Origin of the sequence: Prevotella sp. 10(H) (assembly GCF_000711235.1) — a bacterium.
Taxonomy (GTDB): Bacteria; Bacteroidota; Bacteroidia; order Bacteroidales; family Dysgonomonadaceae; genus Dysgonomonas.
The window spans coordinates 407,557-423,569 of record NZ_JOMI01000009.1 but is presented as its reverse complement, the minus strand read 5'-3'; the positions used below and the strand labels follow the sequence as shown (position 1 = coordinate 423,569).

The following is a 16,013-nucleotide window of genomic DNA, read 5'->3' as shown; positions in this document are numbered from 1 at the left end:
GCAGGGCAGATAACAAATGATCCTGCTCATTTTTTATATAAAGACATGCAAGCAGTAATGTCCGACAACGGCACTTTTTATTATAGCATCCAAGGAACTGCTGAGGGTACCAGTTACAGCATTATTTATCAGGATGACTATGACAGGGATTTTCAGCCCGAAATAGAAGCGCTTCTCTCCGACTTCGAAAAATCTATGTCGGTATACGATGAGAATTCCGTGATTTCACGCATCAACCGCAACGAAGACGTCGAAACAGACATTTATTTCGAATCGGTCTTCAACAAGGCCAAAGAAATAAGTGCCATTACAGAAGGTATGTTCGATATCTCGGCCGAACCGCTATTCCGTGCATGGGGATTCAGTTCACAGCAAAAAAATATTCCGGATCAGGATAAAATAAATGCCCTGAAAGAATTTATCGGAATGGATAAGATAATGATAGAAAACAAGCATGTTATAAAAACCAATCCGAATATAGTATTGAATGCCAATGCCATTGCAAAAGGTTTCTCAGCGGATATTATAGCTGCTTTTCTCGAAGAACACGGATGCGGGAATTATCTCGTTGAAATAGGTGGAGAAATACGCATGAAAGGCGAAAATACTTCCGGTGAAAAATGGCGGATAGGAATCGACCGTCCGGCAGAAGACAACCCGATACCGGGACAGGATTTACAGGTCATTCTGCAAATTACGGATAAAGGGATTGCTACATCGGGTAACTACAGGCAATTTTATATTGAGAACGGACAGAAAATCACTCATACAATAAATCCGGCTACAGGCTATCCGGTAAAGCATAATTTACTGTCGGTGACCGTCGTAGCAAACGATGCAATTACCGCCGATGCATTCGCCACCGCATTTTTGGTTGCGGGAATAGATAAATCAATGGAATGGCTGGAAGAACTTACTGAAATTGAGGCGCTATTTATTTGCGATGAAGAGGGGGAATACAAAATGTATTGCACATCGGGAATAGAAAATAACCTTATCCCTGTATAATATTTATAGTAACAGGACTATAATTGTTAAAAAAAAACATAAATAACAGTCAATACCATAGTTTTAGACATTATTTGTGTTATTTTGTCGGTTGAATGGAGAACCAATATTTTACATTAATATAAAACTAGAGAATCATGAACACACTTTTGTTTTTAGGAAACCTTGGGACAGGAGAAATCATTATCATAGCCATCGTAGTGCTTTTGTTATTCGGAGGACGTAAAATCCCTGAACTGATGAAAGGACTGGGCAAGGGTATCAAAAACTTCAAAGAAGGCGTTAAAGGTATCGAAGACGATATCGACGGAAACGACACACCTAAAAAAGATTGAGATAGTACTTTCCTATGGAAGAGAATAATGAAGGAATGACCTTTTGGGATCATTTAGAGGAACTCCGGTGGACTTTAGTCAGGTCTATCGCAGCTTTATTTATTTTTGCAATATTCGGATTTGCGGTTATGCCATATATATACGACAGTTGGATAATGGGGCCTACCCGTGCCGATTTTGTCTTATATAAATATTTATGCTATGCAACTTCTGCAGTGCCGTTTTTACCGGATTTCTGTGACGATACATTTCATATCAAGATTATAAACTATAATCTTACGTCACAGTTCTTCAGGCACATGACTACTTCTTTCTGGCTTGCGTTGATAATGACTTTTCCGTATCTCATCTTCGAAATATGGCGGTTTGTGAGTCCGGCATTATATAACAATGAAAAGAGAAGTATAAGATGGGTATTCCTATTCGGAACCATTATGTTTTTCATTGGTTGTGCAGTCGGATATTTCCTTGTATTCCCGATGACATTCCGTTTCCTGTCTACATATCAGCTGAGCGAGATGATCGAGAATACTATTTCACTCGACTCATATATGGACAATTTCCTGATGCTCATCTTCATTATGGGGATTGTATTTGAATTACCGCTGATATCTTGGTTATTATCGCAACTGGGATTACTTAACAGGTCGTTTTTCAAAAAATTCAGGCGTCATGCTATTGTCGGATTACTTGTTCTCTCGGCAGTTATCACTCCGTCAGGCGATCCGTTTACGCTGTCTGTAGTATTTATTCCGCTTTACCTCTTATTCGAGGTCAGTCGGTTTATGGTCAAGCCGGCACCGCCGGAGGAACCGGAGGATGATGAAGAGGAAGACGAAACGTCGACTGTTTCGGCAGAGTAATAAAATAGAATATTTAAACTATATAGAAGTGCATATCTTAATCGGATATGCTCTTTTTATTTCTAATAAACGACCTTATCTAACGCGCTGTGAATTGGAAATATCACACAATTTGGTTTCACAAATAAATGTTACTACCTTTGTATTAAATTATTATAACTATTTTATAAATAATGTCATGTAATTGTTTGGGATACATAGCGGGAGCCATCCCGCCTTTTTCAAGGCTGTAAGTTAAAAACTTTATAGCTCTTGTCTTCTATTGTATTCTATGAACTAAAAACAATTACATTATGTTATCTCAAAAATATAATCGCACCTATCATTATCCCTTTTCGCCCGGCACAACGAGCGACGACCGCATCAATCATTCTTATTGGGAAGATATCCAAAAAATAAAAACCCTCGTGCATACAGAAAAGCTGGACGGGGAAAATAATTGCCTCAACCGATTCGGTGTATTTGCCCGTTCACATGCAGCACCTACCACTTCACCGTGGACTAATCAGATACGCGAACGTTGGGAACTGATAAAGCACGACCTAGACGATATCGAGTTGTTCGGTGAAAACCTTTACGCGGTACATTCTATCGAATATAAGAGATTAGAATCGTACTATTTTGTTTTCGCTGCCCGATGCCTTGATAAATGGCTGTCGTGGGACGAAGTGAAATTTTATGCTGCTATGTTTGATTTCCCTACCGTGCCCGAATTAGCAATACAGGGTGTAACGGACATTACGCAGCAAAAGCTGGAACAGCAAATCTTATCTTGGGCGAATGAACCGGGCACGTTCGGTACCATGGATACAAAAACAAACTCCGATTGCACGCGGGAGGGCATAGTCAGCCGCAATGTAGGAGAATATACAGTAAACGATTTTCCTCACAACGTTTTCAAATATGTAAGAAAAGGACATGTAAAAACAAGTGAGCACTGGACCCGCAACTGGAAACGCGCCAGACTGGTCTGGGAAATAAATACAAAGAAAGGAGAATATAATTATGACTTGGAAACTAACACAAAATAAAGAATGGCAAGCACTCGAACAGGAATTCCAGTGGGTTGCCGAAATGAAAAATGTACCTCAGCATAAAGTACATCATGCCGAAGGCAATGTTGCCATACATACGCAAATGGTATTGGACGAACTGACGAGTATGTCCGAGTATAAAGCTCTGCCGGAACAGGAAAAAGAAATCCTGTGGGCAGCAGCATTATTACATGACGTAGAGAAACGTTCTACATCGCAGGATGAAGGTAACGGAGCAATCTCTGCTAACGGTCACGCCCGAAAAGGGGAATATACCGTAAGAGAAATATTATTTAAAGATATTCCTACCCCATTTTCAATACGCGAAAAAGTAGCATCATTAGTACGCTTCCATGGCCTGCCGTTATGGTTAATGGAGAAACAGGAGCCTGCAAAGAGGATACATGCCGTATCGCTGCGGACAAATACGCAGCACCTGAAAATGCTGGCAGAGGCAGACGCACGGGGAAGAATTTGTGACGATCCGGAAGCTTTACTGGAATCTTTAGAGCTATTCGAAATGTTCTGTAAAGAAGAAGGATGCTGGGGAAAAGCAATAGAATTTCCTACCGCGAATGCGCGTTATCAGTACTTCAATACGATAGACGGCTATATCGGTTATGTGCCATATGATGACTTCAAATGTGAAGCTACCATATTATCGGGATTGCCGGGCATGGGAAAAGATCACTATTTAAAATCCCTGAAGAAAGATATTCCTGTTATCAGCCTCGATGCCATACGCCGTAAATATAAGTACAGCCCTACCGACAGGACGGGTACAGGAAGAGTGGTGCAGGAAGCTAAAGAACAGGCGCGGGAATACCTTCGCAAAAAACAGGATTTTGTATGGAATGCGACTAATATTACACACCTGATGCGTCAGCAACTCGTCGACTTGTTCACCATGTATGGTGCAAAAGTAAAAATAGTGTACATAGAGAAACCGTATGATGCATGGCGTGAACAAAACCGCAACAGAGAACATCCTTTGGCTGAAAATGTATTGGATAAGATGTTGTATAAACTGGAAATACCATTGCTTACAGAAGCGCACGAAGTAGAATATGTAGTAAAATGACTAAGAATATATTGAACTTTACGTGTTAAAATTTGTTACTAAACACGTAGTGTATTTTATTAATTATCAAACTATTATAATCATGCAAAAAACAATTGTATTTCTATTTGCCATTGCAATATTCTTCGGAGCGTGTGGCAAATCCGGAAAAACTGAAAAATTAACCGTGGCATCGCAACAAGGCGACTGTGTTGGTGTATCGCCCATGAAATGCCTGCTGGTAAAGAAAGAAGGCCAGACAGACTGGGAATTTTTCTACAACAATATAGAGGGCTTCAATTATGAACCGGGATATGAATACCAACTCGAAGTAAAAGTAGTGGAAAGGGAACATCCGGCAGCAGACCAATCTACATTAATGTATTCGTTGGTAAAAGAGATTTCGAAAGAAGAAAAGACATCTCAGGACATGCCTCAAATGCCAAGCGGTGACGATCTGGAAGACAACGAGCCTGAAGAATCGTTATAACTTACATTAAAAGGGGTTGCATTGATATGCAACCCTTTTTCTTTATAAAATAATTTATTTCTGTACTATAACACCGTCAGGAGCCTTTATTTCCGATTTGATCTTTCCGTCGGCCTGTTTGGTATGTTTTATTTGAATCACACCCTGCGGAGTAGGGAAAGAGCCTTCGACCCATTCCAGATCACCCAGATTAGGAGAGATTCTTACTTTCTTACAGCCTGCATCCAGCGGTTCCACACCCAATACGTAACGGCTAAGCCATGTAGTAGGGCCTGATGCCCAGCCATGGCAAAAGCTATGGCGAAATCCTTTGTAGCAATATGCTCCATATGAACCGTGTACATCTACTTTATCGGCAGGTACTACTTCATCTATACGTGCTGCATTTTTCATCCAGTCTATATCGAAATCTTCCCAGAAAGAGGTTGCGCCCAGATCGAGCATCGCACCCCAATACTGACGGATATTATTCAATGCACCTATATAATCGCCCGCTTTAGCTCGGGCATCCAGCATGTAATAGCCATAGAATGTCGACATTCCATGCACACCATTCTTTGATAGTACTTCCTTGTTTGCTCTTTCAGCCGGAATAAGTCCGGATATCCCCAGCAAGGCTGCAGCCTGTTTGGATGTAGTTATCGCAGGGACATGCTTTTTAAGTTTCTTCACTGCTGCCTGACAAAGTTTCTGGCTCTCCGTATCTTTAAGTATTTTACTTAATTCCTCCCCTGCCTCGAAAGTCATAATCATCATAGACTGCAAGCCTGCATGTATAGCTTCCGGATTCCCGCTCGACGGCCAGTCTAGGAAACGTCCCCCGTCCAGTTTTTCTTTTCCGTTTTCGTCTATCTTCTCACTTAAGAATTTAAGGAGACGGGAAAGATAATCCTGCTGCTCCTTGAGGTAATCCAGATTACCCTGATACAAGTACCAGTCTCGATGTAGAATTACCCACCACATCGAATAGGAACTGATATCATTCATCCATCCGGGTAGCGGAGTAAGGTCACGGGCTAGGTCGAGGCTTTTCGGCACTACTTCATTATAGCCGAATACGGTATTGATAGTCATCACTTCGGGATGAAGGTCGCCTACCCATACAAGTCTGTCGCGTTTTATTGCGTCCCACAGGTAATCCTGCATATTCAGATGTACGGTATATGCTCCTGTCATCCATATATCGTTCAGGCGCTCATCATTACAGCGGAAAGACCCCAGATAAGGGATATCGCGGTATGAGAAAGCAGCATTTACTTCCTTTATCTCTATGGCTGCATCAGCATCCACAGCATCTATGCGCACGAAGCGGAAACCGGATTCGCCTACAAGCAACCGTCCCAGCCAAGGCAAAGTGACTTCGAAATCACGCATGGCATGATCGTTCGTCGCACCTCCTTTTCCACCTATGTCGCTCATCGTCTCGGCTACCGATTCGCCGAAACGTATCCGCAGTTTACCGGCAGGATTTTTATTACTGGACGAAGTAATGATTTCTATACCTCCCTGTATCTCCCTCCCAAAGTCGAGGATGATGCCTCCTTTGTGAGTGCCGTCACTTACTAACTTAAGGTATTTGCCTCTGTTAAGGTCGGCTTGTCCGTTTCCTTGTATCAGAACAGACTGCGGATTGACAACATATTTTCCGCTGTTGTTGTCCGAAGTCCATACGATACGTGTTGGGGTAAGATATTTAGTAACTAAAGAGGTCGGTCTGGTTTTTAAATCCTTATCATTTTTGAAAACCGGCGGTAGTTCCTGTGCGGATACAATTCCATTAAATGATAATAAAAAAATAAGTGTCAAACTTAGTATTTTTCTCATATATCTATTTTTAGTTAACTGTTATACTATCTGAAATATACTATTTTATCTGACCACAAAGATAGCTTCTCTATCGATCCGCGTATATGAAAAATTGACAGAGATATTATAATAAATGATTATAAGAACGCTATATATTACTCTTTACCACGCGGGCCCTGCGTAAATCTGCGGTATTCGACAGGGGTCGTTTTATTCTTCTTTTTGAAAGCTGTGAAGAAGTATTCCTGATTTTCAAACCCCATAAGATAAGCTATTTCCTTCACAGGAATCATGGTATTTGTCAATAACTCCTTCGATTTTTGTATTTTCAGTTCCTGTATGTATTGCGAGGGTGCAAAGCCTGTATATTCCTTAAATATTTTTCGAAAGTTGGAATAACTCATATTCAACTGTTCGGCAATATCCTGCGGTTTAATATCCTTAAAATTTTCCAGTATAATAATTTTGGCCTTGTTGATCTGGTTCAGCGATTCGGAGTTTTCAAAGGAATAGTTCTTATCGAGCGAATAAGCCAGCCCTAACAAGTGATTCACAATTCCCGCCAGCATTTGCTGGAAGCCCGATTTCTGGTCTATAGCGGTCTGTATGGCCTGCTTATACAGTTCTACTATTTCATTATTCAGCCCGACATTATATACAGGTTTTCCTTTATTGAAGAAGCCATTCGTTACACGGCTGTCGATATTAACTCCTTTAAATCCTATCCAGTATTCATCCCAGCCTGTTTGCTTTTCGGGCATATAATTGTGCCATTCGCCGGGAAAAAGCAGAAACATATTTCCTTCGTTCAGTGCATATTTATCCTTTTTACCGGATACATCCGACAAAAAGGTTCCCTTTCCTTTAGTGATATATAACAACTGGTACTCGTCAAGGATACGTCCCCTGTCTGTGGAAAATAAATATCGTGTAGGATGATTTCCGGGAGGGTATGTCGAATTAGGCTCAATGCATTGATAACCGACCGAGTTAACAGTCAATCCCCACAGTAAGTCTGTTTCATTTACTATCAGATATTTTAAATGAATCGAGTCTTTCATTCTATTTAAAGGTTACTTGTAAAGCTAATAATTTGCAATGTAACAAAAAAAAATTCAAAGGAGAGATGATTTTATGTCACTAAAATATCGTTTTTTTAAATCTTTATGTCAAAATCCTTTAATTTGTTAAAAAAACAACAATTCACATTCGGGCAAACGTATATGGCAAAAAATCAGACCTATATTTAATACGTTACTTGGCAAAAAACTTTTGTAAAATGATATATTAAGTATTTCAAATAATCAGTTTTTCAAATCTTTATGTCAAAACTTTTAATTTGTTAAAAGAACAAGCAATTATCTTTGTAGCGGTATATTATGCTCCAAAAATATGGAAATCTAATCACTATTGTAAGTATAAAAATAAAACCCATGAAAAAAACACCTTATTTTCTGCTAGTTGCATTAACGTTGTTTTGCTTCTGTAATTGCGGGAACAAAACTGTAACCTCGAAATCTCTCGAAGCAGGATTTATAAATCCACCGGACTCTATACAGACTTCCGTTTACTGGTACTGGATATCTGATCATCTCTCCGAAGAAGGAGTAGTAAAAGACCTGCAGTCGATGAAAGAAGCCGGAATAAATCGCGCCTTTATCGGGAACATCGGTCTATCGGAAGGTGAATCAGGACGCGGTAAAGTACAATTCAATACCGAAGAATGGTGGAAAGTTCTGCACAAAGCTCTTAAAACCGCTACTGAATTAAACATCGAAATAGGAATCTTCAATTCTCCGGGCTGGAGCCAATCGGGTGGCCCATGGGTAAAACCGGAAGAAGCGATGCGCTATCTGGCATCGAGCAGGACTCCTGTAGAAGGCGGTAAAAAGATAGATATCACACTCGAAAAACCTCAGGGAGATTTTCAAGATGTAAAAGTACTGGCTTATCCTGATGTAAGTAAGAAAGGTACGGTACTTTCTGCCCGCAACGGAAGAGTTTCTTCCACTCCTAATATTTCGGGTGTGAATAATATTATCGACGGAGATAAAAATACAGAAATCACATTTCCGGAGAATGTGAAAGAAGTCACTTTCAACTTTACGGCAAACGAACCGCTTACGTTACGTAATTTAAAAATATACATTACTCATAACCGGTTCCACTCTCCTGCAAAACTGGAAGTGAAAAAAGACGGTGCATATACTACCCTTTCGGAATTCGCTATCAGCAGATACAATCCTGCAGCGAATGTAGGTTTCGATCCTTATGCTCCTATAATGATTTCTGTACCTGAAACCACAGCTACCGAATTCCGGCTCACAATATCGGGATTGCGGCCAAACAGCGGTATCAAAGATGTTGAGTTGAGCAGTCTTCCGGGTATAGAAAGATATCCTGAAAAGACACTGGCACGAATGTTTCAGGATCCGCTGCCTTACTGGCACGAATATCAATGGAAAGACCAGCCGGAAGTCAGCGATGAGTCATTATATATAAAACCGTCGGATGTAATCGATATTACCGAACACCTGAAAGGCGACCAACTAACTTGGGACGCTCCTGCAGGAGACTGGATAGTAATGCGTAGCGGAATGGTTCCTACAGGGACTCAGAATTCACCTGCCAGCCCCGAAGCAACAGGATTTGAAATAGATAAGATGAGCAAAAAGCACGCCGAAGCCCATTTCGAAGCTTATATGGGTGAGATAATCAGACGCATACCTGCCGAAGACCGCAAGACATGGAAAGTGGTGGTACAGGACAGCTACGAAACAGGCGGTCAAAACTTTACAGACACATTCCTCGAAGATTTCAAGCAACGCTATGGATACGATGCGCTTCCGTTCCTGCCTGTATATAATGGCGTTGTTATACAAAGCGAAGATGCTTCTAACCGTTTCTTATGGGATATGCGCCGGCTTGTAGCCGATAAAGTGGCCTATGATTACGTTGCGGGATTAAGGGAAATCAGCCATAAATACGGCCTCAGAACCTGGCTCGAAAATTACGGTCACTGGGGATTCCCGGGAGAATTTCTGCAATACGGCGGTCAGTCTGACGAAATCGGAGGCGAATTCTGGAGTGAAGGCTCACTGGGTGATATAGAAAACCGCGCAGCCTCATCGTGCGGACATATATACGGAAAGACAAAAATATCCGCCGAATCGTTTACTGCGGCAGGCGGTGCATTCCACCGTTACCCTGCACAGATGAAACCGCGCGGCGACAGGTTCTTTTCAGAAGGCATAAACAATACATTGCTTCATGTTTACATCTCACAGCCTTACGAAGATAAAGAGCCGGGCGTAAATGCATGGTTTGGCAACGAATTCAACAGGAAAAATACATGGTTCTCACAAATGGATTTGTTTACTTCCTATCTGAAGCGGACAAACTTTATGCTTCAGCAGGGACTTAATGTGGCGGATGTAGCATATTTTATTGGGGAAGATGCTCCTAAGATGACTGGGATAACCGATCCAGCATTGCCTAGAGGATATCAGTTCGACTATATAAATGCAGAGGTAATCGAAAAATACATGACCGTAAAAGACGGCCTGCTTACATTGCCTCACGGTACACAATACAGGATACTAGTCTTACCTAAACTGGAAACCATGCGCCCTGAACTGTTGGCGAAAATAAAACAACTGATCGAAGGCGGTGGCGTAGTATTGGGCCCTGCTCCTAAACGTTCACCGAGTTTTGAAAATTATCCGAAAGCCGATGAAGAAGTGAAGAGCATGGCAAATGAACTTTGGTCGAAAGTAGATGCAGGTACGAAATATGCAAAAATCGGTCAGGGAACACTTATCGACGGTATGAATATGGAAGAAGCTTTTGCACTTATCAACTGCGTACCTGATTGTAAGACTAATGCCGATGAGCCTGTGCTTTATAATCACCGTACGATTAACGGTATGGAGGTTTACTTCATAACAAATCAAAGTGATAAAAAGATTGCCACCAATCCTGAACTGAGGGTGAAAGGAATGCAGCCGGAATTATGGGATGCGACTAATGGCTCGATACGTAAATTGCCTGCCTTCAGCGAAACAGCGACAGGTACAATCGTTCCTCTGAAACTGGATGCCTATGAAAGCGTATTCATAGTATTCCGCGACAAAGTTTCTGCAGCGCCTGCATCATCAAGTGCAGATATAAACTTCCCAGAACCTCAGATTATGGCTGACCTCAACAGTGGCTGGTCGCTGACTTTCGACAAGCAAAAGAGAGGCCCTGCCGAACCGGTGAAAATGGATAAGCTGGAAGATATAAGTACAAATGAAAATCCGGATATTAAATATTACTCGGGCACAATACTGTATAATAACACTTTCAATTTAGCCGATAAGCCTGCCGACGACAGGGTATTTATCAACCTAAATAACCTATCGGCTATGGCTAAAGTAAAAGTAAACGGTAAATATGCAGGCGGCGTATGGACGGCTCCATACCGTGTAGACATTACCGACTTTGTAAATAAAGGAGAAAACGCTGTCGAGATAGAGCTTGTAACTACATGGGCCAACAGATTGATAGGCGACCTGAATTTGCCGGAAGACCTGCGTAAAACGTGGATTCCAGCACAACCGTGGAAAGCCGAATCCCAACTCTTCAAATCGGGATTGCTGGGGCCTGTAGTAGTAGAAAGTATTAAGAGATAAGTTTCATAAAGTCCCAAGATGAAGCCTCAATACTTACCGGATTCCTCCCGGGGGTATTGAGGCTTTTGTTTATGCCCTTTGTTGCATATGTATTTAACCTATTAAAAAAGGCTACCATAAAAATATAGTAACCCTTCTTATAAACTAATATTAAAGCCTTATTCAAGCGACGAGGCTTTCTCAATTATTGTAGCTATAATAATAAATTTGACAGACTCGACTTCTGCGTCGGGATATTTCTCTTTATATACTTCCGTTAAATCTTCCGTCAGTTCTATATATTTGGACTGACTGATTTCTTTTTGAGATTTCTCCTCTTCTTCTTTATTGAAATAATTGTAGAAATATTTGCCTTCGTACTCATCACTCAACACATATGAGAATTCTTTATCATCGTACTTCAGCTTAAGATTATTCGTCTTTCCGTCATTACTAAAAGCATATGTGCCTTCAACTTTTATTGAACCGACCGAAGACCGTATTGTCATCTCTTTCTTATCCGAATCTTCTAATTTGTAGGCATATGATTTTGGAGGAAAAGGATTTTCAAGAATATCTTCCTCTATTGTTTTTTGAGAAGCAGCATCTTTCGCTTCTACCTCAACGCTGTAGTAAGTAGGTACAAATGCAAGGTATCTGTTCACAACCTTGACGCTCACCATTATTTCTTTCTGGCTCCTGTCTTTTATTGTTACTTTAGTTTCTCCCTTACCTCTGGCTGTCAATATTATACGATTTTCATTTTCTACATCGACTTCCCCTGTTACAATATCCACATCGTGCGAAAGAATGGAATATCCGCCATTCCCGCTGGTAACAGCAATCAAAAACCTTTCGGTAAGCTTTATAGATGCATTATCTGTACTTAACTCAAGTTCACGGTCAGAAGTTTTATCATCGTCACTACATGAGTTTGTTGCTGTTATAAGGAAGCAGGCAACTATAAAATAAGATAAAAATTTAGGCATATCAGGACATTTTTAAGGTTTATGCGTTGGTATTTATGTATTCGATAACAAAGATAAATATTATAAATAGAAAATTTTTCCTTAAAGACGACTATTTTTTTGAATATAAACAGAGTATATGTTTATCTATATTGTATTAGCGGATAGCGTTTAGCTATTAGCTCTTTGACATAAATAATAGTTACGAGTTACTTCGCCCTGCGGGCAGTTACGAGTTACAGAACCTTAATTGTTCATTGTTAATTACTAATTGATTTCTGTTACTTTTGTTACCTTTTAACATTGACTCTCGCAAAGTCGCAAGAACTCAAGAGATATTGTTAACTGATAACTGTTGACTGCTGACTGTAAAATCCGTTACTTTCGTTACTTTTTAACAATATATCGTTAAAATATGCAAATTATATATTGATTCTGAATGTTTTCTCTTTTGAAATCAAAATTAATATGGTGTAAGTTTGTTACTTTTTAAATATACCTAACTTTGTACCTTATCAAAAAATAAAGAATGAAAAGAACAGAAATAGCCAGTCTGGGTGAATTCGGCCTTATCGACCACCTGACAAAGAATATAGAATTGAAAAATACGAGTTCCGAAAAGGGAGTCGGAGATGATGCGGCAGTGTTGTCATACGCGAACAAAAAGACACTTGTAACAACGGATTTGTTACTGGAAGGCATCCATTTCGACCTGATGTATGTTCCGCTGAAACATTTAGGATATAAATCGGCAGTAGTAAACTTTTCGGACATCTATGCAATGAACGGACAGCCTAAACAGATTACCGTATCATTGGGTATATCGAAACGTTTCTCGGTAGAAGACCTCGAACTTTTCTACGAAGGGCTATCTCTTGCCTGTCAGGAATACGGCGTAGACCTTGTTGGCGGCGATACTTCATCTTCGCTGACAGGTATGGCAATCAGCGTAACCTGTATTGGTGAAGGAGAAGAAGGGAAGATAGTTTACCGCAACGGAGCAAAGGAAACAGACCTGATATGTATTTCCGGTGATCTGGGTGCTGCATTTATGGGACTTCAATTATTGGAGCGCGAAAAAGCGGTATATAGCGGCGAGACTGATTTTCAGCCTGATTTTACAGGAAAAGAGTACTTGCTGGAACGCCAGTTAAAACCAGAAGCAAGAAAAGATATTGTAAAATTTCTGTCAGAAGAGGGAATTGTCCCAACTTCGATGATAGATGTATCCGACGGGCTTTCTTCCGAATTGAAGCATATCTGTAAGCAAAGTAAGGTTGGATGCCATATTTATGAGGAACGCATACCTATTGATTACCAGACAGCGATGATGGCCGAACAGTTTAATATGAATGTAAGTACTGTTGCGCTGAATGGCGGCGAAGACTACGAGCTACTTTTTACGGTGCCATTGTATTTGCACGACAAGGTTTCGAAAATAAAAGGCGTTCATGTAATAGGACATATTACGAAAGAAGGTCTGGGATTGGTGATGGAAACGCGTGACGGTACCGAAATAGAGTTGAAAGCTCAAGGTTGGGACTCTATAGGCGAAGAAAAATAGAGATACACTAAAAGGTTGTAAATAGTGTTACTTTTGTTCCTTTTTTAAATCCAATAACCTATGCATAATCCTGTATTCGTGCTTGCACTTGACTCATTTAAAGGTTCAATGACTGCAAAAGAGGTATGCGAAGCTATGGAAAAAGGTATCAAAAAGGTGTTACCGGATGCCGTTTGCATCAAAATCCCCATGGCCGATGGTGGCGAAGGAACTATGCAAGCTTTGGTGGATGTGCTGGGAGGTGAGATATTCGAACAGGAAGTAACCGGCCCTCTAGGAAATCAAGTAACTGCATCATATGCCATTCTGGACGACAAACAAACTGCAGTTATCGAAATGGCTTCGGCAAGCGGCTTACAGCATTTAAGTAAAGCCGAACTGAACCCTTTAGTGACTACAACTTTCGGCACAGGAGAGATTGTAAGGACTTGTCTTGATAAAGGGGTAAAGAAGATTATCTTAGGACTTGGCGGTAGCGCTACAAATGATGGTGGTTCAGGTTTTATGCAGGCTTTGGGAGCAAAGTTTCTAGACAAGGAGGGATTTGAGCTCCCTTTTGGCGGAGGAGCATTGAAATATTTGCATAAGATCGATATATCCTCTATTGACAAACGGCTTGGGGAAACGACCATTGAAGTTGCATGCGATGTCACTAACCCACTTTGCGGGGAGAATGGCGCATCTGTTGTTTACGGCCCTCAGAAAGTGGCCACTCCTGAAATGGTCAGGATATTGGATGATGCTCTTAATCACTATTCGCAGGTGATAAAAAACCAGTTGGAAAAGGATGTAGCGGATATCCCGTGCGCAGGAGCGGCAGGAGGTTTAGGTGCCGGATTACTGGCTTTTACAAATGCCAATCTTTGCAAGGGTATAGATATAGTCATAAAACATACTAACTTACGCGAAGCCATAAAGAAAGCTGATTTCGTATTCACCGGCGAGGGTCGTATAGATTCTCAGACACAGTACGGCAAGACTCCTTTCGGGGTTGCTCAGGTAGCAAAATCGGAGAATAAAAGGGTGATTGCGATTGCAGGAAGTGTCGGAGATGGTGTAGAGTCTTTATATGAAGCAGGCTTTGATGCCATATTTAGTATAATTCCAGATGCTATTTCACTTGAAATAGCTATGCAAAGCGGAAAAGAGAATATTGAGCGAACTATGGAGAATATTATCAGAGTGCTGGTAATGAAATAGTTTTATTATCACGAAACGTTTATTCATTATAGTTATTGAAATATTTTATCTGATATTTTTGGAGAATGTAAAATATATTCTATCTTTGCACACGCAAACACAAAGCTACAAACAATGGTGCCATAGCTCAGTTGGTAGAGCAAAGGACTGAAAATCCTTGTGTCCCCGGTTCGATTCCTGGTGGCACCACTTTTAAGAGAAAAGAATTAAAGCTAACTAATTACTAATAAATTGGTTAGCTTTTTTATTTTATTTAGTTTGTACCCTAAACTGTACCCGCAATATAGAAAAGAGTATATTTTTGAGTATATATTTTACTGCTTTCTATCTCCCATCAATAAACGAAAGCGAAAATATAGAATATCACAATTAATTTAAGATTAAAAATATTTCCTCATTTTATTTCATTAATGTATTTTCGTATAAAGTCAAAATTTTTAAATAAAGTTTCTTATGGCTATAGATTTGTCACCATTAATAAGTGGTCAAACAATTAGGATTGACAATCATCGTTATGACACTAAATTTGATGGTCTACACGTCCATAAAATTATGAATAATAATTATTATAATGGAGCAGAAATACTGATTCCAATTGATACAGATTATAGATTAACATTTAGAAAATTAAAGGGTAAAAAGAAATTAATAAAAGAAAAAATACAATCTGAAATTAATAATGCTTTTAAAAAGGATGAAAAAGCAACACATAAATTTGTTAAAGAGATTTTATCAGGAATAGAAATGTATTCTTTTGACATGACAAAACAAGAAAGAATTTTATCTCTAATCCGGTTTGCTAAATCTTTAGCAACTGTTTTTAAGTTGCCAAAATATTTAGATTCATTTGTTAGAAAAGAAATAGATGGAAAGATTAAATCATATATTTCAGAATTCAAAGATGAATATGGAAAAAGCACATATATCTTTCAAGATATTGATAACAAAGAGATAATTATAGGAAAAAATCTGAATATCATTGAAAATTGGGACGATATAATTAACAAATTTGAATCATATAAATCATAATAAT

The 16,013-nt window shown here is 39.8% G+C and carries 13 protein-coding genes and 1 tRNA gene; 11 read left to right on the top strand and 3 right to left on the bottom strand.

The window, feature by feature from the left end; genetic code table 11:
* The first annotated feature begins 45 nt into the window (after window positions 1–45).
* The 6 genes from K348_RS0117240 to K348_RS0117215 all read left to right on the top strand — a co-directional run bounded on the left by K348_RS0117240 (window position 46) and on the right by K348_RS0117215 (window position 4,790).
* Entirely contained in the window at window positions 46–1,008 is a 963-nt protein-coding gene (locus K348_RS0117240) for an FAD:protein FMN transferase (protein WP_029906787.1), read from the top strand.
* 137 nt (window positions 1,009–1,145) lie between these two features.
* Entirely contained in the window at window positions 1,146–1,343 is a 198-nt protein-coding gene (tatA, locus tag K348_RS0117235; RefSeq protein WP_029906786.1) for a twin-arginine translocase TatA/TatE family subunit, read from the top strand.
* A gap of 14 nt (window positions 1,344–1,357) precedes the next feature.
* The gene (gene tatC / locus K348_RS0117230; protein ID WP_029906785.1) at window positions 1,358–2,206 is read left to right on the top strand and encodes a twin-arginine translocase subunit TatC; all 849 of its coding nucleotides are present in this window, start codon (window positions 1,358–1,360) and stop codon (window positions 2,204–2,206) included.
* Window positions 2,207–2,499: 293 nt separating this feature from the next.
* The gene (locus K348_RS0117225; protein ID WP_029906784.1) at window positions 2,500–3,237 is read left to right on the top strand and encodes an RNA ligase family protein; all 738 of its coding nucleotides are present in this window, start codon (window positions 2,500–2,502) and stop codon (window positions 3,235–3,237) included.
* Entirely contained in the window at window positions 3,212–4,321 is a 1,110-nt protein-coding gene (locus K348_RS0117220) for an AAA family ATPase (protein WP_029906783.1), read from the top strand. The genes K348_RS0117225 and K348_RS0117220 overlap by 26 nt, the downstream gene beginning before the upstream one ends.
* 82 nt (window positions 4,322–4,403) lie before the next feature.
* On the top strand, window positions 4,404–4,790 hold the full coding sequence (locus K348_RS0117215) for a DUF4377 domain-containing protein (RefSeq protein ID WP_029906782.1): 387 nt from the start codon (window positions 4,404–4,406) through the stop codon (window positions 4,788–4,790).
* Window positions 4,791–4,844: 54 nt separating this feature from the next.
* On the opposite strand, the gene K348_RS0117210 is transcribed toward K348_RS0117215, so the two are convergent.
* On the bottom strand, window positions 4,845–6,614 hold the full coding sequence (locus tag K348_RS0117210) for an alpha-L-rhamnosidase C-terminal domain-containing protein (protein ID WP_029906781.1): 1,770 nt from the start codon (window positions 6,612–6,614) through the stop codon (window positions 4,845–4,847).
* Between the two features lie 137 nt (window positions 6,615–6,751).
* Complete coding sequence (locus K348_RS0117205) at window positions 6,752–7,657, bottom strand: AraC family transcriptional regulator (RefSeq protein ID WP_029906780.1); 906 nt, start codon at window positions 7,655–7,657, stop codon at window positions 6,752–6,754.
* Window positions 7,658–8,029: 372 nt separating this feature from the next.
* Between K348_RS0117205 and K348_RS0117200 the strand changes: the two genes are divergently transcribed.
* Entirely contained in the window at window positions 8,030–11,269 is a 3,240-nt protein-coding gene (locus K348_RS0117200; RefSeq protein ID WP_029906779.1) for a glycosyl hydrolase, read from the top strand.
* A 158-nt stretch (window positions 11,270–11,427) separates the two neighbouring features.
* On the opposite strand, the gene K348_RS0117190 is transcribed toward K348_RS0117200, so the two are convergent.
* Window positions 11,428–12,237, bottom strand: a complete 810-nt coding sequence (locus K348_RS0117190) for a hypothetical protein (protein ID WP_029906778.1) — start codon at window positions 12,235–12,237, stop codon at window positions 11,428–11,430.
* Between the two features lie 508 nt (window positions 12,238–12,745).
* On the opposite strand from K348_RS0117190, the gene thiL reads away from it, so the two are divergent.
* From thiL to K348_RS0117170, 4 genes are all read left to right on the top strand, one after another.
* Window positions 12,746–13,780, top strand: a complete 1,035-nt coding sequence (gene thiL, locus K348_RS0117185; protein ID WP_029906777.1) for a thiamine-phosphate kinase — start codon at window positions 12,746–12,748, stop codon at window positions 13,778–13,780.
* A gap of 60 nt (window positions 13,781–13,840) precedes the next feature.
* Window positions 13,841–14,980 (top strand): glycerate kinase, encoded by a 1,140-nt coding sequence (locus K348_RS0117180; RefSeq protein WP_029906776.1) that lies wholly within the window; start codon window positions 13,841–13,843, stop codon window positions 14,978–14,980.
* A gap of 116 nt (window positions 14,981–15,096) precedes the next feature.
* Window positions 15,097–15,169, top strand: a tRNA-Phe gene (locus K348_RS0117175).
* A gap of 264 nt (window positions 15,170–15,433) precedes the next feature.
* Window positions 15,434–16,009 carry a hypothetical protein gene (locus K348_RS0117170; RefSeq protein WP_029906775.1) on the top strand — a complete coding sequence of 192 codons (576 nt, stop codon included), beginning with the start codon at window positions 15,434–15,436 and terminating at the stop codon, window positions 16,007–16,009.
* Window positions 16,010–16,013 lie beyond the last annotated feature (4 nt).